18 protein-coding genes are annotated in these 22,600 nt (G+C 38.6%); 11 read left to right on the top strand and 7 right to left on the bottom strand.

The features are described from left to right. The first annotated feature begins 867 nt into the window (after positions 1–867). The 6 genes from FN809_RS16845 (at position 868) to FN809_RS16820 (ending at position 6,771) form a co-directional block, all read left to right on the top strand. Positions 868–1,089 (top strand): hypothetical protein, encoded by a 222-nt coding sequence (locus tag FN809_RS16845; RefSeq protein ID WP_142534704.1) that lies wholly within the window; start codon positions 868–870, stop codon positions 1,087–1,089. 165 nt (positions 1,090–1,254) lie between these two features. Beyond that, a complete protein-coding gene (locus FN809_RS16840; RefSeq protein ID WP_142534703.1) occupies positions 1,255–1,488 on the top strand; it encodes a helix-turn-helix domain-containing protein in 234 nt (77 codons plus the stop codon). A gap of 688 nt (positions 1,489–2,176) precedes the next feature. Next, on the top strand, positions 2,177–2,398 hold the full coding sequence (locus FN809_RS17805; protein ID WP_185957604.1) for a hypothetical protein: 222 nt from the start codon (positions 2,177–2,179) through the stop codon (positions 2,396–2,398). After that, positions 2,395–3,954 carry a CHASE domain-containing protein gene (locus tag FN809_RS16835; RefSeq protein ID WP_185957603.1) on the top strand — a complete coding sequence of 520 codons (1,560 nt, stop codon included), beginning with the start codon at positions 2,395–2,397 and terminating at the stop codon, positions 3,952–3,954. Before FN809_RS17805 ends, FN809_RS16835 begins: the two co-directional genes overlap by 4 nt. Further along, positions 3,867–5,549: a PAS domain-containing hybrid sensor histidine kinase/response regulator gene (locus tag FN809_RS16825; RefSeq protein WP_317131259.1), complete on the top strand. Its 1,683-nt coding sequence runs from the start codon at positions 3,867–3,869 to the stop codon at positions 5,547–5,549. Before FN809_RS16835 ends, FN809_RS16825 begins: the two co-directional genes overlap by 88 nt. 49 nt (positions 5,550–5,598) lie before the next feature. Next, positions 5,599–6,771 (top strand): hybrid sensor histidine kinase/response regulator, encoded by a 1,173-nt coding sequence (locus tag FN809_RS16820; protein ID WP_142534700.1) that lies wholly within the window; start codon positions 5,599–5,601, stop codon positions 6,769–6,771. Between the two features lie 99 nt (positions 6,772–6,870). Here the strand turns inward: FN809_RS16820 and FN809_RS16815 are convergent, their stop codons facing one another. Beyond that, entirely contained in the window at positions 6,871–11,049 is a 4,179-nt protein-coding gene (locus tag FN809_RS16815) for a PAS domain S-box protein (RefSeq protein ID WP_185957602.1), read from the bottom strand. 830 nt (positions 11,050–11,879) lie between these two features. On the opposite strand from FN809_RS16815, the gene FN809_RS16810 reads away from it, so the two are divergent. The 4 genes from FN809_RS16810 to FN809_RS16795 all read left to right on the top strand — a co-directional run bounded on the left by FN809_RS16810 (position 11,880) and on the right by FN809_RS16795 (position 13,177). Further along, the gene (locus FN809_RS16810) at positions 11,880–12,143 is read left to right on the top strand and encodes a hypothetical protein (protein ID WP_142534698.1); all 264 of its coding nucleotides are present in this window, start codon (positions 11,880–11,882) and stop codon (positions 12,141–12,143) included. 24 nt (positions 12,144–12,167) lie between these two features. Then, positions 12,168–12,419: a hypothetical protein gene (locus FN809_RS16805; RefSeq protein WP_142534697.1), complete on the top strand. Its 252-nt coding sequence runs from the start codon at positions 12,168–12,170 to the stop codon at positions 12,417–12,419. A gap of 60 nt (positions 12,420–12,479) precedes the next feature. Further along, complete coding sequence (locus FN809_RS16800) at positions 12,480–12,746, top strand: hypothetical protein (RefSeq protein ID WP_142534696.1); 267 nt, start codon at positions 12,480–12,482, stop codon at positions 12,744–12,746. Between the two features lie 62 nt (positions 12,747–12,808). Continuing rightward, entirely contained in the window at positions 12,809–13,177 is a 369-nt protein-coding gene (locus tag FN809_RS16795) for a hypothetical protein (RefSeq protein ID WP_142534695.1), read from the top strand. A 703-nt stretch (positions 13,178–13,880) separates the two neighbouring features. Here FN809_RS16795 and FN809_RS16790 read toward each other — a convergent pair. The 6 genes from FN809_RS16790 to FN809_RS16765 all read right to left on the bottom strand — a co-directional run bounded on the left by FN809_RS16790 (position 13,881) and on the right by FN809_RS16765 (position 20,347). Then, on the bottom strand, positions 13,881–15,572 hold the full coding sequence (locus FN809_RS16790; RefSeq protein WP_142534694.1) for a type IV secretory system conjugative DNA transfer family protein: 1,692 nt from the start codon (positions 15,570–15,572) through the stop codon (positions 13,881–13,883). Between the two features lie 9 nt (positions 15,573–15,581). Beyond that, positions 15,582–16,589: a DUF5712 family protein gene (locus FN809_RS16785; protein ID WP_142534693.1), complete on the bottom strand. Its 1,008-nt coding sequence runs from the start codon at positions 16,587–16,589 to the stop codon at positions 15,582–15,584. Positions 16,590–16,591: 2 nt separating this feature from the next. Next, positions 16,592–17,173, bottom strand: a complete 582-nt coding sequence (locus tag FN809_RS16780; RefSeq protein ID WP_142534692.1) for a BfmA/BtgA family mobilization protein — start codon at positions 17,171–17,173, stop codon at positions 16,592–16,594. A gap of 862 nt (positions 17,174–18,035) precedes the next feature. Then, positions 18,036–18,404: a hypothetical protein gene (locus FN809_RS16775; protein WP_142534691.1), complete on the bottom strand. Its 369-nt coding sequence runs from the start codon at positions 18,402–18,404 to the stop codon at positions 18,036–18,038. Between the two features lie 54 nt (positions 18,405–18,458). Beyond that, positions 18,459–19,592, bottom strand: coding sequence for a ParB N-terminal domain-containing protein (locus tag FN809_RS16770; RefSeq protein WP_142534690.1), 1,134 nt, complete (start codon positions 19,590–19,592; stop codon positions 18,459–18,461). Next, on the bottom strand, positions 19,592–20,347 hold the full coding sequence (locus tag FN809_RS16765) for a ParA family protein (RefSeq protein WP_142534689.1): 756 nt from the start codon (positions 20,345–20,347) through the stop codon (positions 19,592–19,594). The genes FN809_RS16770 and FN809_RS16765 overlap by 1 nt, the downstream gene beginning before the upstream one ends. 956 nt (positions 20,348–21,303) lie before the next feature. Between FN809_RS16765 and FN809_RS16760 the strand changes: the two genes are divergently transcribed. Further along, the gene (locus FN809_RS16760; RefSeq protein ID WP_142534688.1) at positions 21,304–22,341 is read left to right on the top strand and encodes a replication initiation protein; all 1,038 of its coding nucleotides are present in this window, start codon (positions 21,304–21,306) and stop codon (positions 22,339–22,341) included. Positions 22,342–22,600: the final 259 nt, after the last annotated feature.

The raw sequence follows: 22,600 nt of genomic DNA, 5'->3' as shown, positions 1-22,600 counted from the left end.
ATACCTATAGGTCTGATTCTCTCGTTATACTTGTTAACAACAAAAATGTTACATGCTGACTGAACTAATTTTCACATCATGTAACCACAGCAAGCAATTATCGTATATTTGGGCGTGATTAATTATTTGTTCACAAATTTTGCAAACGATAAGGGGAGGCCTTTAAACGTAAAGGCTTCCTCTTGTTTTTTATAATTTAATAAAACAACACATAAAATTCATGAACTAGATTAAGGTTTGGGTTGCTCGTCCCCTCCCCGACTATCTCGATTTTCTGTATTTTATTCTTGATGATTTCTTGAACACCTCATGGTTTTCGAATAGCAAACCTCCAATTGTTAAATTTGCGATTGGCAAACTATAGGCATGGATAAATTCAAGTGTCCGTTGCGAGGTTAAAACAATCATGGTAAGAAGAAGAATGGACAAATAAAGTACGGATACCGACCCAATCGGGAGTATAAACAAAACTTGCAATAAAGATATATATGGGATCATTTGTTTATATTTTCGTAAGCTACAATTAGAACCCACCAAAGAAAAAGAGCATAAAAGAATTGAAAAAAGACGATTGAAACAGACTTTTTCCAGTCGAATCGGTCGACCGCAATCCCGAATGGAAGAACATTTACAAAAATGAGAAAGAACAAACAATAGAGAAAGTTGGGAATGAAATAATTTTACGGACAGGACACTTCAGCGGTACATCAATCCCCAATATAAAACCAAAACCACATAGAATCAAAGGTTCAAGTCCCTACCGAATTAAATTCCTTCCCAACGGTTACGGCCATATAGCAATATCAAACGACCAAAGGGTCACGATCACCCTTTGGTTATAAAATTCAAACAAAGCAAACTTGAAAAATGAAAGAAAAAGATTTAGGACAGGAAGCCGAAAGAGCCATAAAGTACTATTCGCAGTTCGACATCAACGAACCGACAGAGCAAGACTGGCGGCATTGGCTTGGCACACTGCCCAAAAATATCGCTGTCGATTTTTTCGATAAAGGTTTCTCTTATTCCCTCAAGTCGATACCGTTCCAAGCTTGGTATCTGGAAGAAATTAAAGGGGTAGAAGAAGACTGACAATAGATAAAAAACGGACACAACATAAACATCGCGCCAACGATAATAAGCCGAAGCACAAAAACTAAGGAACGAAAGGTCAAAAAGCAATATTATCATATTTTGTCTCAAAAAATGACGAAACCAAAGCCATTTATAAAATAAATAAACACGGATATTAAGAATATGGGTGAACAAACAAATAAGAAACCGGGGGCAGAAACAAAACGTCCGAGGATAGCCAAGGGAATGGCACAACTACAACTTGGAGAAGCAATATCGACGAAACAGGCAAATATTTCACAATTAGAAAAAGGAAAGTTAAATCCATCGGTCGAGGATTTTGAAAAAGTAGCCCCGGTACTGGGGATAGAAGCAAAAGAATTATTCGAAAATATGAAATTACACTCCCAAGCATAAGGACCGGCAAATATTAACTCCGGGATACTTCCAATATGCAAGCCTTAATAATTGACCGTTGAAACTTACCGATTAAGTTCGACTTTTTTCAAATAACCGCCAATGCGCCCCTCTCACCACCTTCGTATGCACGTCGGGATTTGCAGGCGGAATTTGCTCCTTTATCAGTCTCGCCAACCCCTGATAGATCCCGATTGTTGCAAATTAAATTGGCTTTTTAGCACATTAAAATTATTTTTATTCACTAAATCCAACTTAAAAAAATAGATATGGGCAAGTTTAGACTAATAACTGAAATGACAAAAACCAATCCTGGAAATATAATATGAAGAAAAAATAAGGCTGGCGAATATGAAAACTATATAATAGGTAAATACATCCTACCAGATAATAAATATGAGGTTTACCCAATTGGTAAGGACTTTACGGGCACAGGTGCCTTATTGTATTATTCCAAAAGCGACATGATCAAACTTGCATGTCAATAACGGATAGATCAACGGTTACAGCCCCACCTGACAATAAGCATACCATTGCTCCTTTAAGGTCAACAAAGATGGGGTAAGCTATCAGGCCCTACCCCACCGCACAAAGGGAACAAACACATCCCGAGCCCACAAACCTTTCACAACTGGATCGATAAGATAGAAAAATGCGATATCTTTTGTTTTTAATTGCACGAATAATTATGAAGACTACAAATAATTGGGTATCATGGTTAGTATTAACAATAAGCCTGTTAGCTACATTTGCAGCAACCATTTATGTTAAGTCTGAGATTGATAAAAAAGATGAAGCTGAATTCAGGTTTGAAAGTAAAAACATTGCCGAAAAATTGAAACACGATTGCATTCGCATGCGCTATTGCTCCGCAGCGGCGCTGCTTTTTTCAACGCATCCGATCATGTGAGCCGCGAGGATTGGAAGAATTTTAACGGTCACTATAATCTTGACCTCAATTTGCCCGGTATCTTGGGGATAGGATTTTCTTTGAAAATACCAAAAGATAAGCTAAACGAGCATATCCGACAAATAAGGGACGAAGGGTATCCGGAATACGTAGTCTGGCCGGAATATGGGCGGGAGATATATACGTCCAATGTCTTTATTGAACCCTTTTCGGGGAAAAACCTACAGGCTTTCGGCTATGACATGATGACCGAACCGGTACGCAAAGAAGCCATGGAGCGTGCACGTGATATGGATTTGGCAGCACTTTCGGGTAAAGTGCGCCTAGTTCAGGAAAATGGATCGGATGTGCAAGCGGGCAATTTGATATATGTCCCGGTCTACCAAAAAGGGCTAGCGATCAATACTGTTGAACAACGACGTGCAGCCCTTAAAGGCTGGGTTTATAGCCCCTGCCGGATGAATGACCTTATCTCCGGGATTCTGCGCAATTGGGAATTAGAGGACAACCTACATATATACTATTTACATATTTATGATGGGTTGATACGTTCTTCCGAATCGTTGCTGTTTGAATCCCATTACCCCGACGAACAAAAAATAGCCGAAAAAGATCGATTCACATTAGATTTGCCCATTGATTTCAATGGCCATCGGTGGACCCTCGTATTTACCCAAAGGGAAGGAGGCATTTTTATTGATTACCTAGGTGCATGGGGCCTACTTGTGGGAGGATTTATTATCAGTATTCTATTGTTCCTTCTCACACGGTCACTGATTAACACCCGGTACAATGCTCAAAAAATAGCGGAAAAATTAACCGTTGAACTAAAAGAAAGTGAAAACAGGCCTCGCACGATCATGGAAGCGTCCCCCGTACCCATGATCTTGAGCAAAATGGATAATATGGAGGTCATCATCGCCAATGAGACTTTTGGTAAACTGTTTAAAATTTCTGTATCTGAAACCATCGGGCAAAAACTGCCCTATTTCTATCATAATGAAAAGGATCAGATTTCTCTACTGAGAGCTGTCAGGACAATGGGTTTTGTCGATAATTACGAACTATTATTAAAAAAATCTGACGGGGGGCCGTTCTGGTGTTCAATGTCTCTCAAGCTACTGACCCTTGATGGTGAACAGGTTTTAATTACCGCATTCCATGATATCACGGAAAGGAAAAAAGCGGAAGTAGAGATAATCAAATACCGGGGGCATCTTGAAGAAATGGTAGCCGAGAGAACCAGGGAATTGACAGTTTCGGAACAGAAATTACAACAAAGCCTTAAAGAAATCTCAGATTACAAACTCGCTCTGGACGAAACAAGCTTAGTTGCCATTACCGACAGCAAAGGAATTATCATGCATGCAAACGATACATTCTGCAAGGTATCAAAATTTAGTAGGGATGAGCTGGTCGGCAACACCCATAGGATCATTAATTCCGGTTTTCATAGCAGAGATTTTTTATTGACCTTTGGAACACAATTTCCGAAGGCAAGGTCTGGAGGGGGGAGATTAAGAATAAAGCCAAGGATGGCAGTTATTATTGGGTAGATTCCACGATCGTTCCTTTTCTTGACCAAAATGGGGAACCTTACCAATATGTTGCGGTTAGGTTTGATATCAGCGCTAGAAAATCGATCGAAGCAGACTTAATAAAAGCGAAACAGGCTGCCGATTCCGCAAACCGTGCCAAGAGCGAGTTCCTTGCCAATATGAGCCATGAGATCCGTACGCCCATGAACGCGGTCATCGGATTTTCCGACCTGCTCGCCAAGTCGGCAAAAGATGAAAAACAGCGCTCTCAGGTCGAATCTATCCGCAGCAGCGGTAAAACCTTGCTAATGATCATCAATGATATCCTGGATCTTTCGAAGATAGAGGCCGGTAAAATCGATATCATTCCGGTACCTGTCAACCTTCGTGATATGTTCAGTGAAATTGAAAATATGTTTGCTGAAAAAGTGAAGGAAAAAGGAATCGTTCTCTCAATTGAATATGAAAAAGCATTCACAAAAACGCTTCTTCTCGATGAAGTCCGTTTTAGGCAAATACTGTTCAACCTTATCGGAAACGCAGTTAAATTTACCGATACAGGTTCTGTTGCCCTAAGCATAGAAAACAGGGAAAAAGAAGCAAATGTCGATCTGACCATCCTGGTGAAAGATACCGGCATAGGTATCCCCGTTGATCAGCAAAAATATATTTTCGACCCATTTAATCAACAGTCGGGGCAAAACCATGTTAAATATGGAGGAACGGGCCTTGGATTGTCGATAACTAAAAAATTAGTCGGAAAAATGGGGGGCACTATCAGTCTTATAAGTGAAGTCGGCAAAGGGAGTACTTTCAGAATCGACCTTCCCAATGTTCCGGTCTTGGACGCTGACATCGACGATAAGCAAAAGGCGTTTGATACTTCGACCGTGTTATTTAAGCCTGCCACAGTACTGATCGTTGACGACAACGATGAAAACCGTAAACTGCTTATCGACTTACTTGCATATTCGTCCTTAACTGTCTTGCAAGCTGTAAATGGGAAAGAAGCCGTTGAAATGGCAAAAAAACATATCCCCGATCTAATTCTTATGGACTTGCTTATGCCGGTTATGGATGGCTACGAAACAACAAAAATTCTAAAGAATGGCAATCTTACAAGGTCAATACCGATAATGGCGATCACAGCTTCAATCAAAAGTCCGGGAGAGAGGGATAACATTAAAAAAATATTCGACGAATACCTGCTAAAGCCTTTGGACATTGCGCAATTTTTCGAAAGGTTGAAAAAACACCTAAAATATGAGTTAGCAGAAGCCCGTGACGGCCCGGATACTTTCCGTGTTGGAAAGCCTGTGTGTAAATTATCCGAAGAACTTAAACAGAAAATTCCGGCGTTTATTGAGACCCTCGAATTAGAATTTATGCCGGAATATGAAAAGGTAATCAAAAATCAGGTAATTAATGAAATTGAAGAGTTTGGGTTAAACCTGCTTCATGTTTCTGAGAAAATGAATTGTAAACTTTTCATCGGTTACGGCAATGAAATAAAAGTTTATGCAGAAAATTTCGACTTTGAAAGACTGATACAGACCTTAAGGAAATTCCCTAAATTAGTGGATTGGCTGAAGGCAGAAACTAATGGCGTTTAACAAAAACGAATATAGTTTGTTACAGAAAAAAAAATAATTTATCTATAGCATGGAGATAAACGACAAAAAGCAATATAAAATTCTGATCGTAGACGACCGGCAAAAGAATATTCAGGTTCTGGGAAGTTTGTTACGACAGGAAAATTATATAATCGGGGTTGCAACAAATGGAGAACAAGCCTTAGAGATCCTTATAGGGTCGAACGATTACGACCTGATATTACTGGATGTAAACATGCCTGTTATGGATGGGTTCGAAGCGTGTAGGGCCATTCGTGTTCATGAGGATCTAAAGGAAATCCCGATCATCTTCCTAACCGCAATGGTCGACACGGACAGTATCGTTACCGGATTCGAGGCAGGAGGGCAGGACTATGTAACAAAACCCTTTAACTCCAATGAGTTATTGGCGAAAGTTAACACGCACCTTGAGTTGAAACATAGCAAAGACCAGCTCAGAAAAGTGAACCAATGGCTTGAGGACAAAGTACTGGAACGAACAAAGGAGCTCCGCCATTCGCATTTAAAACTTCAAAAGGCTTATCAGGAACTAAACGTGCTGGATAAATCAAAATCTGAATTTCTGGCCATCATAAGCCATCAAATAAATACCCCGTTAAACGGAATTCTTGGATTTATTGGTGTTTTAAAGCATGAAATCACCGACACACATCTTCAGGAAATGTTCAAATATCTGGAAATTTCAGCCCATAGGCTCGACAGTTTCTCAAAAGTAAGTTTAAAGATCACCCGGTTGAGAACCCGGACTCTTCCTGTGGATAAAAAGCAGATCGCCATAGAAGACCTTATCCGGTCAAGCCAGGAAAGTCTTGTGGAAAAGATAAAGTCAAAGAATATAGCCTTTGACATAGGGGGTGCCGGCAATATGATAAAAGGAGATCCGGAACTGGTGGAGTTTTGTATTGAAAGTATACTTGACAATGCAATCAACTATTCCCCCAATAATGGGATCGTGCAAATAAATATCAGTTCCGCGGGGAACAATACGAGGTTTGCCGTTATCGACCGTGGGAATGGGTTTAACCCCCGATCCCTCAATAATCTGTTTGAGCTATTTGTACCCGACCAAGAACATTCGGAAGAGAACAAAGGGCTGGATTTGGCTTTGGCCAAGCTTATCATGGATGCACATGAAGGTACTATAGAGGTGCTGAACAACGAAGGGAAAGGGGCAACGGTAATACTGACCTTTCCAAACTGAGCCTAAATGGCGCCCCCTTCATATCATTTAATGTTTCACATTAACCTTATGGGGCATTGGGCCAGTGATAGGTATCAACTATCACTTCTTGCCAACGACCTAATAACGAATCAGGTTTTTAAACAGCTTGATTAATTTCAGAATCTCCTCGATATCAAAACTATCGATTGCCTGATGAAATTCCGTGGCATAACTTTTAAAAGAGTCAATGTCATGGTTCAATCCTGTTTTACCTATCATATCAGCAAACTGGTTTAGGTCTTGAAAGGATTGTCGTTCTTTTATCGATTCGTATAAGGGTAGGATCATTGTTTTTAATTCTTCGCCAATCATGTTGACTTGCTCCAAGCTTAAGGGCTTCAAAGATCCATTTTCGATAATTGAAGCCGTTTCCACAATGGTATATGTCAGGTATTTCTTTAGCTCACCGATAAGAGATTCCAATGGGATGGGCTTGAGCATGACACCGTCGAAGTCATGTTTTTTTATTTGTTCCAATTCTTCATTTAGCACTGAAGCCGTGGTCACTATACATGGCAATTCTTTAAACCTGCCGCCCCTTAGCTTATTGACAAACCCATAACCGTCCAGCTTGGGCATTTTTAGGTCACAAAGAATGATGTTGATTTCTTCTTCCTCCAGGATCTGGAGCGCCCGCAGTCCATCTTCGGCCGTTGAAACCGTCAAGCCCAATTCACAAAGGGCGCTCTTCATGTATTCCCTGTTTGTACCTATGTCATCTACAACGAGCACACGCTTGGGGTCAAAAAGTATTTCCGGGCCTTGTTGATTTCCATTTCCCATCCCGTCACTGGATAAGGAACATTTTATCCCCTTTAATGAAAAACTAAAAGTGCTGCCTTGGTTAATTTCTGAATTAACGGAAATATCTCCACCTAACATATTTGCTAAATTTTTACTTATAGATAGCCCCAATCCGGTACCTCCGTATTTCTTTTGATCCTGACCATTCTGCTGGATAAATGGATCAAATATATTTTCCAGCATTTCCTTTTTAACCCCTATTCCTGTGTCCTCTACTTTGAACAGGATATTTGAGACGTTATCCCGGGATTTTGTCCCATTGATTTTTATATCAGTTTGAACCCTTATGGAAACGGACCCTTTGTCAGTAAATTTAAGCGCGTTCGAAATTAGGTTGAACAGGATCTGGCGTACACGTACTTCGTCAGAAACAAATGAAGCACATGCATTCTCGTCTATATAGATTGAAAAAGTCAAGCCTTTTTTATTAGCCTGTACCTCAAATATTCCTTTCAACTCATTTAATAACCCTGCCAGATCAATAGGGCTGTACTCGAGTTTAATCTTACCTGATTCAATACTGGATAAATCCAGAATATCGTCAATAATCGCCAAAAGATTTTTCCCGCTTACTTTGATAGAATTGAGATATTCCCGATGCGTTTGATTTTCTATCTGCCTATAAAGAATATCTGTAAAGCCAGTCACGGCATTCATTGGGGTACGAATCTCGTGACTCATATTGGCCATAAATTCGCTTTTGGCCTTGTTGGCTTCTTCGGCTTCCTTTTTGGCTGTTTTTAATTGTTCTAAAAACTTTCGCTTTTCGGTAATATCCTCCTTGACCGCAATAAAATTAATAATATCCCCATTTTCATCTTTTATAGGCGATATGATGGCTGACTCCCAAAATATTGTTCCGTCTTTCGCTCTGTTGCAGAGCTCCCCTTCCCAGGTGTCACCCTTTAAAATGGTTTGCCATAGGTTTTTATATACTTCTTTCGGGAGAACATGTGCATTCAATATATTGGGATTTTTACCAATAACTTCCTGTTGTTTATACCCGGTAAGGTTCTCGAATGCTGGATTTACATATTCTATTAAGCCTTTGGTGTCGGTAATTTCTACCACTACCTGACTTTGCTCCACTGCTTTGGATAATTTAAGTAAATCCAATTCTGTTGTTTTGCGTTGATCTATATTTTGGGTGGTTCCAATAATGCGTTTGGGATTTCCTCTTTCGTCCTTCTCAATAACGGTTCCTTGATCATAAAACCAGATATATTGACCTTTTTTATGTTTAAACCTTAATTCGTGTTTGAAAGAAGATGTTTTACCGGAATTCATTTCCTGGAAGAGTAGATCTGTCTGTTTAAGATCATTTGGGTGTACCTGTTGTCTCCACCACTCATAGGTGTTGCCTATTTCCAAATCTGTGTATCCCAGTATTCTGTATCGCGAAGAATGGGTATGAAATACCTTTTCGGTGACCTGGTAGTCCCACCATCCATAGTTACCAACGGCAAAAGCGGCATTCAGCCTGTATTCACTTTCTTTAATTTGAAGGTATGATTGTTTTAGTTCTTTAGTCCGTAATTCCACCCGCTGCTCCAACTCATCATTTATCTGTAATATTTTTTGTTCGTGTTCTTTTTGTTTAGAAATGTCGATCACAGAACAAATGCTACCGATAACATTTCCCCTGTTGTCGTATCGGTTCGATATGGAAAGATGTCCGATAAAGGAAGTGCCATCCTTTTTCTTCAGCACTACTTCTGTTTGCATCTTGGTTTTGTCCGCAAATTCATCGGATATCCGCTTATGGGTATCGGGGAGATGTTTATCTCCATAAAGCAGGCTGACATGGCACCCCAATACCTCATTTTGTCCGTAACCGAATAACTCCACAGCTCCATTGTTCCAATATGTTACCGTATTTTTGTTGTCCAATGACAGTACTGCCTCAAACACCTGGTTTAAAAGTTGCGCATTATCAAATACCTTCTCCTCATTAGCTTTCCTTTCCGTAACATCGCTTACAGTTCCGATAATATTAGCTATTTCGCCATTGTTACCCATTAACAACGAGATATTTAAGTCACCCCATATTACTTTGCCATCTTTTCTAATATATCGCTTTTCAATATTATAGTTGTTTATTTCCTTATTGATAAGTCGGTTAAATAACTGGGTGTCTTTTTCGATGTCTTCAGGGAACGTAAATTCCTGAAAAGTTTTAACAGAAAGCTCCTGGGAAGAATATCCTAATATATCGCAAAGCGTTTTGTTCGAGAATTCAGGCTTACCATCGGAACCCACCAATGCAACACCAATACCGGCATGGTTGAACAAAGAAAAAAACTTACGCTCGGTAACGGTAAGTGCTTCCAGCTTTAATTGAAGCGTATGCTCCAGTTTGTCTTTTAAAGTAGAAAGTTCAGATTCCGATTTTCTTAATACTCTATTTTTTTGCTCCAGACGATACCGTGAATATTGCACCGCCAAAATTATTGCAGCAAAAAGAATGGCTATAATTATTAACGAAACCCACCGTGCGAAATTATAGAATTGATGACTTTCACTCAGATAATTGTTTTCAAGTTTACTGATAAGGGTAAATTCTTTATTTGCATCAAGAATAAACCTCTTATCCAGGTTTAGGTTAAGTGTAGGCGAAAATTTAAAAAAAGCATATGAGTATTCCTTTGACCTATAAAATCCTTTTTGATTATTCTGAATTTTATTCCAAAGATTATTGCAAGATTTCTTTAGGTTGATACTGTCCTTTCCGGGTTTGATATGGCTAAATGTTATTTCAGGATTATTAGCCATAAGCCAATAACCTTGATTGTCAACTAGCTCAAAGGAGGAATGGATGTTATCATCGTAGGTTATCAACTTGCTGGATAAGTCATTGATATAGTGGTTTGTGACGATGATTCCTGTGTAATTTCCATGTTGGTCATATACCTTTTTTGCCGCCCTGACCACGGGATTGTACGGTGTCTCTATCTGGCCATTTTCAATATTCAGGTCTATTTTAGAAAAATAGATTTCGTTGGGCGCCAATCCTTGGGCACTTTTAAAATAGTACCGGTGGCTTTTGTTTTGAAGATATTTTTGCTCGATGAACTGTCCTTGATTGTGATCTTTATAATCAACACGTATTACTTCATTGCCTAGGGTATCCATATATCTAACCTGATCGTAACTCTTTCGTACCGTGGAGAATCGTCTAAAAAAATCCATTTGCTTCAGAGTAGAATTTTTCACCTGAGAAAAGTTTGCGTTTGTATATTCCCAGCTCAACAGATCGATATCTTCGACAAGGGCGGTAAAAAAGTCGTCGATAATAATCTTCTTTACTTTAAGCTCGTTTAGTTCAGAATTTAAGGTAATCTCGGCTTTATTCTCCAATAGGGTGTCGTAATAGTGAAAAATGCCAAAATAGCAAACTAATATTATAGGTATATAGATGAGAAAAAAACGAGCGAAACTTATATGTTTTAGCATATTAAAGTTTAAAGTGCCATATAGATAATTGTCCTTATTTGACATTTCTCTCTAAAGTTTCAATTTCCTGATATTTTTACTTGAAAGAGGAAACATATATAGCAGTATACGTCGAGAATAAGATCGGCAAAAAAACAATCAAAATTAACTTTGTTCTGTATTCAACTATAGGGAACTTAAGGATGTCATTGTCGCTTATTACGAGAGCAGATGTTCTTTGTTGCCGGCAAAAAAGAAGTTTAAAGATATTTAACATTACAGCTATACTGTCCTTCCAAACAATTATAGCAATCAATCATCTTTGCTAAATAGCTCTGGATATTTGAAATTTTACCGGATCTATTAAATATTCGAATTAAAATTGGTAACCTCTACTTTCCTCTATCTTTTTAAAATCCAAGCTGTAGAAAGATATTTTACGTTGACTACCTTGCCAAAACTCATTAAAGATGAAACCTCCCATAAATGTAAATTTTACACTTACAAAAAAACAGGTCAGATTTATAATAGTTACATACTGACTGAACTAATTTCCACATGTTGTAACATCAAGAAATAATCATCGTATATTTGGGCGTGATTATTAATGGTTCACAAATTTGCAAACGATAAGGGGAGGTATTTAAACATAAACGCTTCCTCTTATTATTACTATTTTGATGAATCCGTATTGCTACTTCGCGAATAAGTTAGAACCTGTAGCTTATCCCCTCCCCTACTATTTGCTATTTCTATTTTCCATATTTGGTTTTACTAACTTTTACAAGTGCTTTCGGTTTGCGAATAGCAAACTTAATGTCATTATATTTGCGATTAGCAAACTGTATAAAATGAATAGATTTAAAGCTACCGTTGCAAGATTAAAACAAGAATCTGAACAAAGAAAAATATTGAGTGCGGTAAATAACGAATGGGTGGTCAAACGACTGGCAGAGTTAGGTTTATCACGCCAAGACCTGATACGAGACCTAATGCTCGACAAATCCTCTTTATCCCTTTATTTAAGGGGAAACCGCAAAATGAATAAATCCACAAAGGCTGCTTTCTTTTACTATTTTGCATTTAAAGAATCGGTGAAGAGTGATATTGGATAGATATCCTAAAGGTAAATCTTAACAATGATGGAATATAAAATATTAGAATCACATATCGTTTTTAATCATCCGTATGATGACTACATCATCAGTATTGCCATAGAATCGGTTCCTGGTTATTGGAAAGCCTACTATAATCAGGTACCGGAGGTACCTGTCAAATCTATGCTTTCAGTCGCAGCAAGCGGTAAAAAGCAGACCAAGCATCGAGCCAAAGAAATATTCACCGGATTAGCTGCTCAGAAAATTGCTGATAAGCTAATTTGTGAAAACTAGCCTAAATTCCTGATACGCCCATGAATAAAGTAATAGAAACCTAACCAATAAAGACAGAAAATGAAAGACCAAAAAGCCATATTATTAAAATGCCTTAAAAACGACGAACCGGCCTTTGTGATAGCCGGCCACGATGCCTTTGCCGTTGCAACTATGGAAGCATATTTAAAAATAGCTACTGAAAATGGAGCAGACAGGCCGTTTTTAGAAGATATTCAACTAGTTATCGACGAAATGAGATTATTTCAGAAACAGGAAGCCCACAAAATAAGGATACCTTCTTTAAAAGAAGATGAAAAAAGGAAAACCCCCAACCCAAATCAATAATGATTTATTAGAGAATAGGTATAAAGAAGATTGGCTTTACTTTTACTGCAAAATTGCGATCAATGAAACACCCCATAAAAAAGATACAAAAGAACCAGGATGATTTTTTAAAAAATTGTCCTGATAATATGAAAGAATTTCATGCCAGAATGTTTAGAATAGGAAATGCCTCCTACAGATATCATAAACAGGCCAATTCGTTGAGCGTTAAAATGGCGAAAAAGTATTTTCATGAGTGGTTAGAGGGATTACCCGATAGCATTACGGCCGATATGCGAGCCAAAGGTTTTGAAGCCTGCAAAACGATGCTTCCCTTCACCAGGTATGTAAATGAACGTTGCGATGCTGGCATGGACGATTGGATGAAAGAACATCTTTCGGAAGAGGATTTCAAAGTTTGGCTCAATCAAGGTAAAGAAACTAAAGATTAGTCGCACAGAAGCATCGACCTTAAGTGCAAGGTTTGCACTTATAAAAACTTGTTCTATCTATTCATTACCCTGTTCTTGCAGTTCCTCTGTCCTGTCGGGGGCACTACCCGACCCTGCGGAGCAAAACAAAAGAAATCTAAGGTCGAGAAAAGGACGGTTCAGTTTTTTCCGCAATACGCAGTATCGTCTCTAAGGAAAAAAGTTAACGTCCCACAATTTGAGGCAAGTAAAGAAACTGACTTTACCTTTTGGAGGGGATCATACAAGCTTCCATTTATTTCTTGCATTATCCTCGGTAGAGGATACCAAAGGCAGTTTCGCTTGGGTCAAATTTTTTCGGTCAATGAGCAAAGTGATGGTTCTATCTGGTGTGCGGGGAAAAAAGTACTTGTCCCTGTTTTGGGGTTAAAAGTGTCAAAACCTGTTTTGGCTCTGGTACACAAAATAGGGACGGGTACCGTGGGGGTGGAGCAATTATTCGTACCAATAACGGAGTAACGGCTTAGGAGTAACGCAGTGAAAACAGTAGCTGTGCGAAGTATTGGGCGTCGTGAGGAATTCCACTAGAAAGGTAGAAAAGTTCTCTCTTTCACTTAGCGTATTAGTTCATTATAAATGGGTGATATTAACTATTAAAATACGGATAGACAGATACATATTTCATAAGTGCAAATTTTGCACTTATGAAATATAAAGCCAAAGCCTATTCAAAATTACTTACCGCAATAAGTATATTTTTGTAGTTGTCCTCAATATCCATTTTAGTGACCGTACGCTTGGGTTTGGGAGGTATCCTTTCAACAGGCATCAGTTTAAACCTTATCTTTTCGCTTTTACCATCGGCATAGCAAATAAACTCTCCTGCCCCTAAGCCGGAGATATCCTGGTTCTTATATTTTGTTGTTTCCCTCTCCCCTTCCGATATCCTTTTGCCGGAACCGGCTATAAAAGTATCCGTTTGGGATACGGTCGTTGTTTTTTCCTTTACTTCTTCCAGTAGATTTTTATAGTACCTAACCGAATCAGGATCATTAGCTTTACCAATGAGCAAATAGGAAAGATTGGCCAATATAGCCTTTGTTTCTTTGTCGCTATACGTTAGATCCGAGATGACTTTATCCTGTATGCCATACACGGTAGCAATATCGTACGAACGTCTGGTAGCTGGTATCTTGTAAAAATTAGGAATTTTGGTAGTAGCGCCTTCATCCAGCAATAAGACAGAATGGGAACGGCCCCTGACGGACATTTGGTTGATGATCATGGAGATGCACATCGAATAAAAAGGACTATAGACAGAATCATATTTGGGTGAGTTGATAATGTTCAACATGACAGGCTGTAAGGGATTGTTGAGTTCTAAACTGAAATCGTTACGCTGCAGCACATAAAACATGTTGGGCGATGCATATTGCCTTAATATATCTGCCAGGGAACCCATGATACCCGTCATTTGATCGCCTACGTGTAAGCGTCCTTTTTGATTGACCGCGAAAGACTTTAAAAAAGCGGACCCGATGACCTTTGCTGTCATTGATTTTGAGATGAAACGGGCCAATTCCAGGGCATCCTTTTGCATACACAGGGCAATGGCATACGGCAAGGAACAGTGCCCGGGATAGTCTTCTTTCAAGCGCCAGATTACACCGCCCAGACAACTCTGCGGGGCATTCTCAAAAAAATCGTACTTGTTCTCCGATTTCTTGTTATAGGCAAACAAGGTATTTAAAGCTAAATATAAATCGTCCTGCGAGTGCAGATACACAGGATCTATGGGATTGATAAAGTCCGAAATTTCCGGTCGGTGCAAACAAAGATTCCTCACCTCTGCCCTTGGCACCCCCGCTTTATAGTTTTCAATATGGTCGTACTTGGTGTAATAATAATTGATAATTTCCGTAAGTTCGCCATCCTTAAAATCAAGGTTGATACCGGCAAAATTATGAAAGGCACAATGGTTAATCACCGGCACATAGCAAGATTCCGTTTTGCCCGATCCCGATGCGCCGAATATGGCCACCCCCCGTTTTAGATTTTCGAGCGCATAGCGTTTCCGTTTTTGGACAGGTAAAACAAGCTTCCATATCTCACCGGGTACAAGCTTCAAGTTAATCTTCGACCTGTCCCCGCCACTACCGGACAGCAATGCCCATAATAAAATGGTCAAGGGTAATGAGCTTATCGCATAAAAGGCATGTACCCCTAACGAATACTTTGCTAAATACGCAAGATATAGAGACAACAATACCTGGCTTCCCGCTATAAAACAGAATTTAGCCCAATGGCTCCTGAGGCTCAGACCAAATCCCTGTACCGCTGAGAGAAGGACAACCTGAAAAACGATAGAAAGCTGTTGGGCCAGCTCCAAACTTAAAAAATGCCTTAAAGTATCCATAAGATAAAGTTATAAGGATAGCGTTTTTTGTACCGCTTTCTTTTCGATGTCGAGAACAATTTTTTGTGGGGCGATACCCTTGCTGATGATATTGAACAGCTGCTGTGTTTGAGCCGTGAAACCTTCAATATTCTCCAATCCGAGCTCGCGCATGAGATCTTGTTTCGGGTTACCGATGGCACTTGTTATCTGTTGGCCGGCCATTTGTTTTATCATGCCTTTGTAGGGATACGACATGGCATGTTTATATTCAAAGGAATGCTTGAACGGACGGTCATAGTTAAACTGCTCGTCAAATCGCTTTTCGGTATCGCCCACAAAAGCTTTCCGGTCAAAACCTATCTGCACTTCCTTTCCGTCCAGTTTATTTTTGGCGTTACGGGCATTGGCAAAGGGGGAAAGCTTTATTTTGTTGGTCGCATCTTTACGCGAAACGACGACATGTACATGGTGCTGCATCCCTTCTTTGGGCATGTTCTCTTGGATAACCTCCCCTTTTGAATTGCACATATAAGCCCCCTCCCCCGTTTTTTTGACCCCGCGGTTATGTTTTACTTCTTTTGAAAAACGATCGTATTTCCTTTCCGTCTCCACCTTTGCCACATATACCAAATCTTTTCCTTCCAGTCCACGGTTAAAATTCCGTGCATAACCGTCCATCACGTTATGCGTATAATCCTTCAGGGCACGGTCGAACCTGGCCATTTCATTTTCGGTCATTACACCATAATCCCGCACCCTTTTGCCAGTCACTTCCATAGCGATGTGTTCCAATTCCTTTTGGCTGGGATTGATGGAAATATGAAAGAACTTGGAATCCTTCTTTCCGAGCTTGGCCTTATTGCCATCGATGATGGTTTGTGCTTCCAAACCTGAAATATGGTCGCGGTTCAGATTAAAAAAACCCTTTGACTGACCGAGTTCTTTGATATCCTCTTTCTCCAGATATTCAATGAGGTTTTTACAGTCGCCTTTATTGTGGTTGTGCTCCGTGGGTTTATTGATTTTTACGTACATAATCAGATCTCAAAAGTTCGTACCCATTTGTAGGAGTCCTGGAATTTGGCCTCATCCAATAAAATTACATTCTTTTTTTGCATACCGGTAGATTTTTTTTCTACGGAATCACAAATTTCAAGGAAATACTTTTTCATGGTTTGCAGCTCTTGCCTTTTTATTTCCAGCTGGTTCTTTAGTCTTCTAATTTCCCCGCTATCGTCCGGAATCTGATGTGTGCTTTCGGACGGGGTGGCAAGTGATTTGTTTTGTTTTAGCGCATTGGAAACCTTGGGTTCAGTATTAGATTTTTCTTCTTCTATCAAACGTACCATCATTTCCATTAAGGACTGCATTTTTCCGAATGTTGGTTTGATATAATCAGCCTCCTGTTTTCGCATAAAACCGATAATGGTATCCCGGAACTTTTTTAACTCTTCAGTTGGTGAAGGCATCAAAAAACTATCTGGATTTGTGCCGGTATTTTTGAAGTATACCGCCATTTTATAAATAAAATCTCGTTGTAGTCCGCCATGATTTTTCACCAGGCTATCAATGATTTCCTTCGTTTCAGCAGTAATTTTGAGGTTTTTTAATTCGCTCATAATTGTAAATATTATCCTTGAAAGTATCCTTTTTTCTCATATAAATATATTGTTTATCAATCATTTATAAAAGTAATTCTCCATTTATCCCTAAAATATTATTCTTATAAACAATCAATTATTATATATCTACCTAATATATAGCACAATCGGGCACAGCCCGATTTATAAATTCGAGTTTTGCCCGAATCCATCTTGCTTTCCTATCGGAAACTATCCCCATCCGAAATGTAAGTTCTTCCTTGTAAAGAAGATTCTATCCGATGGAAAAACTTCTCTATGCCTAAAAGGCAAAATATTTCATACGTTTAAAATATTTAACAATACGCAATTTTCCATGAATACGAACCTTGCAAGTATGAAAAAGTTACAAGAACGATGTGACATAAAAAATTAATACTTCGATTGGGATAAGGTTATATTTTGGATGGGTCTCTGACAGAGATAGAAACGGCAAATAATGAAATATACGATCCTATTTTTAAGCTGTCGGATAGCGACCGTAGGAAGCTCATCCGATGACTATAAAAATAAACCGTATAGAAAATTATTTAGAGTGGATATCCCGGCCGTCAGTATTAAAAAACAAAACATGAGCCTCAAAAAATGATTAACAGCCGTCGCTCCGCGGGGGATTTTTTAAGATATGGCTTTGCCAAAAGATAAAGTGAAAATGATTCGTTTTACCGAAAAAAATGCAAGAAATAAAAGGAAGAAATATTATTTTTTTTACAACAAAAAATCGTATATTTGTCATGCATCGTGAAAAGGAAGTGGGCTCTGCAGGGATGCAACCTACCAGAGATAGCGGTGTCTTTATACAAAAAGTGAAAATAAAAGCTCCTTTAACCGGGAGCTTTTTTTATAGGGTAGGCATGGTAAATATTTTTGCCAAGGTATCACTTTGCATAGCATGTTTACGGTTAAGAAAATCGGAGACACGGGCTTGGGAAATACCCGTATTTTCTTTGATGTGGGTCTGTTTGACTTGATGCAGTTTCATAAATTCGTTCGTCATCCTGACAAAATCTACTTCACCTTTTCCGGTGGTCAATTGGGCGACAAACAAAGCCAGGGCTGGACTGTCCAAATTTTGGCCGTTCAGAACAACTTTAAAGACCTCCCGGAACAGTTCGAGCACATGGATTAACTCCCGTATTTTTTTGTTTTCAGGACTTTCGTGAAATTCCGTATGGAGCAACTCTAATTGTTTGTCTATAATCTGGATCATAAATCAATGATAAAAAGCATAAGTGCAAATTTTGCACTTATGGATAATAAAACCTTAACCCCGTATTGTTTTTTTGTTCTTTAAAAGTTTTTTGAACCTCCGGTCCCGTTCGGTTTTAGACGTGAAGGTATTTTCCAGGATTTTCCATGAATTGGTGTCCTTTGAAAAGTATTTGATATGTATTTTAGGGCTGTCCCCGCTACGAAGGATCGTATAGCCGTCGTTAGCCAGTTTAACGTGGTCGGACTGGGTAGATCGCAGTTGCAGTATATCGTTAAAAACACTGGTAAGTATATCGAGTTCAAGATCCCCGAATTGTTCGGTAAATTTAGCTTTCATCTCCAAATAACGTTCAAGACGTTCCCCATCCCCCATTTCTTGATGAACAGTATCATTTTTGTTTATATGGAATTCGGCCGATTTTATTGTTTTACCATTTTCTGGACTATTCTTTTCGCTGACCTGTTTTTTCTTTTTACCTACCGTTTTCCTTTGACGTACCTTTTTTACCTCTTTTTCTATTTGCTCAATATTTTCAATCGGTTTTTCTGCATCACTGGAAGCCAGTTCCTGGATTGTTGCTTTGGCTATTCTTTCTTTGCCGGAAAGAATATGTTTTTTTAGCTCAGGGGCAAGTTTATTGATACCATCCGCAAAGTCACCGGCATTTTTAACCGATCGTATGGAGCTTCCCGTTTCCTGTGAGATCTTATGTGCCGTGTTCCTTTCAATCTCCCCGTCAAAGTTCCTTTCATATTTACCTTTCTCATATTTGCTTGTGTTGTAGAGAAGGCCGGTTAAATAAGTTCTGTTTGCGTCCGATAGATTTCTTCTGCCCAGTTGTTTTTTTAACATCCAATTTTTTACCTCTACGAGAGAATTAAATTCTCTTTCCGTGGTTTTTGGAACCGGCATTTTATGTTTGAGCCTTATGATGTTACGGTTATGGCCGTCAACGATAATAGTTTTCCCGATAATATCCTTGTTTCCCCCTGCGGTTTTTTCAGTCGGTATCCACACATCCAAAGGGGTTTCTACGCCTAACTCCAAGATTGATTCCTCTAAATTTTTGTACTCTTCCGTGGTCAATGGAGGGATAAGCCTTTCAAGTTCCGGCAAAGCGGTCAATTCTTTCACTTCGGAACGAAACTGTCCGAGCCCCCCCTTTAATCCTAATTTTTTTGCCATTATGATATCCTTTTTAAAAACTCCTCGACAAATCCGTTATATGCGTTAGCACCCGACGAATTTGGTGCATAGTCAAAAATAGATTGTTTTGAAATACCTTGTTCCGAAAGCGCTATATTTTTTGGAATGATAGTTTGGCAAAGCAATTCAGAACGGTTTGAAATCAACTCATCTACGACTTCGGTCGCCAAGGTTGTGTTACTTTCGTGTTTGGTCACAAGAATGTCGGTCACCTTCATATCCAGGTCCTGTTCCAACCGCTTTTCAAGGTTATAGTAACCCGTCAGAGACAAATAGTCGGAAAGTACGGGAACCATGATACGATCCGAGGCCACATAAGCATTTACGGTTAACATATTAAGGGCAGGGGCCAGGTCCAGTATGATGAAATCGTAATTTTCCTTGATGGGGTCGATCAGGCTTTTAAGTTTATTGTCTCCGCTTCTTAAAGACGACTGCAGCTCAAAATCGATTCCAATCATGGATTCGGAATTTGCGCCGACCACATGCATTTTGTCGCTGACCTTATGAATAAACAAATCTGTTTTTCCCCTCAAAGTATTGGAAACGCAACGTTCATCCGTTACTTCACCCAACAGCCCGAAAAGGTCGGTAAGATTAGCCTGGGGATCCAGATCGAAGGCCAGCACATCGAATCCCCTGTTGGCCAGTCCATGGGCCATATTTACGCTTGTGGTCGTTTTACCGGTTCCCCCTTTAAAATTGCTGATGGCAATAACAATGTTTTTTTTCATGCTATATTTTTGATAATAAAACCCTAATTTTCAAGAAGGCCAATTATTATAGAATATCAATACAAATATTAAAAAATTAAAACAGATAATAAGAGTTTTAAAGGGCAAAGAATGCGTATTGGCTTTTTTTACAAAGAAATTCGTGGCAAATTCCAATTGACACAATACATTACTCATTATTTAATCAATAAATATATCAAATATAGAATATTTATAATTCAAAATTAAAAAAAGTTAATGAATATCACTTCATTGTATGAATAATTAATTTATGCATCTTTAATTTGCGCAAAAATCCGCTAGAGATTAATCAATGATTGGAAGATTAACGGGAGGCTCATAAAAAAATTAATATATTTGAATTTCCAACTTGAAGCCAGGAAATGACTTTACGGATAGATCTGTTCCATTTGCATCATAAGTGCAAAATTTGCACTTATGAAACCGATATACGTCGGAAACAATAAAAAATTCGTGTGGCAAGAATAATAGGGCACATGATCCTTCAAAAAATAGTATTCAAAAGATACATTTTGTTTAATTATGAATATTTTTACACTTTTGGTAATGATATGTCTAATAAAATCCCCCGCGGAGCGACGTTTTTAAATGCACATTTATTATTTAAATATAACGTTATGTGATTTTCTTGAAAGTATGGAAAGTGTATTTTTTAGAGAAACTGTCAGAACTATACTTATGTCAAGTAGGATAAAAATCACGCCTTTTAAATTAAAACTATAGTAGTGAATAAATATCTTTAAACTAATTTAGATAGAGAATAGCTACCTTTGTAACTATCTATTTTACAGTTGTATATAAGCTCTTAAATGACGGAAATACAGTATATAATGACGGATATACAGTTTAAAATGACACATTTTCAGTTTATTAAATGACGGATATACAGTTTAAAATGACGGATATACAGTTCCTTAGGATTTTCAACATATTAAATGACAAAGACGCTTGTGCTTGTCATTAATATTTGTAATTTTGATTTTAAATCATACTCAAATCAATATATTGTGAGCGAAAATCCCAGCTATAATTCATTCCAGTTCCCAAACGTTCTAAACAAAGCCGTTCATAACTTTGAATCAGCTCTTTCTAAAAGAATGTTTTATGTACTCATGACAAAGCTAAAAAAGAGTACAGAACTACAAATTGATTTTAACCAAAATCTTTGGATAGAAGTCCCCACGGTTTTATTGAAGCAACAACACCATGATGCTCTGGCCAAAGCAGCCGACGAACTACAGGCTGCTAAGTTTTCCTTCATGGATCCCAAAAACGAACGATTCAACAAAATAACACCTTTCCCTGTGGTTCAATACCAAAAAAGATGGGGGTATGTAAGAATTAAGGTAGAAAATGAAGCTTTGCAATTCCTGGCCCAGCTTACTTCCGGCTATATTTGGATACGTTTAAAGTCCATTCTGTCGTTAAATAGTAAATATTCACAGCGATGGTATGAGTTGTTCATGTCCAGAAAAGACTTTGGGGAATGGAAAAATGTAGAGATAGACTACATAAAAAAAATCATGCAAATAGAGGATAGCTATAAAGACAATGCCGGATTCTTACGCCGCGTAGTATATGAACCTATTAAAGAAATCAATAACAAAACCCCTCTATTTATTGAGTATACGCCAATAAACAATCAAAAGCGTCCCATCTTAGGCTTTGACTTTACCATACAGAATCAGGAAGCAAAAGGGGAAGCAGAAATATATGCAAAAATAGAGAAATATTATGACGAGCTGCATAAAATGCAGCCTCACCAGATAGCCCAAAAGATGACTAACCTGATACAGGAATACGGACTTCCACCAAAGATCTATGAAGAAATGATGGCTAATGTATCCTTGATAGATGCTGTGCTGGAGGCAGATGTGAAGATTAAGGCTGGTCATGTTAATATAGAAACTACAAAAAATCGGTATATGGGTGGCGTTATCAAAAACGCACGCAGAAATGTTAAAAATAAGTAGTTTGCTTAAATGACGGATTTGCAGTTTACGTCATTGTGTCGGCCATTATTGCCATCTAATATCCCATGAGCCGTAGCGTACAACTGCATTCACGTCATTTTAGCGCCACATCCCTTATCTTAAATGACGGATTTACAGTTGAGACAATTTCACAGCACTTGTTTCCTGACTTCGACACTTTTCTGAGGATTAAATCATAAATAACACATAATCAGCCTTATATATCTTTTGCGAGGGTGATTTTGGGTGTCCCAGGATA

The sequence above is a fragment of the Saccharicrinis carchari genome (assembly GCF_900182605.1).
Classification (GTDB): domain Bacteria; phylum Bacteroidota; class Bacteroidia; order Bacteroidales; family Marinilabiliaceae; genus Saccharicrinis; species Saccharicrinis carchari.
The sequence above is the reverse complement of the archived record's forward strand: the minus strand, read 5'-3'. Positions and strand labels throughout refer to the sequence as shown.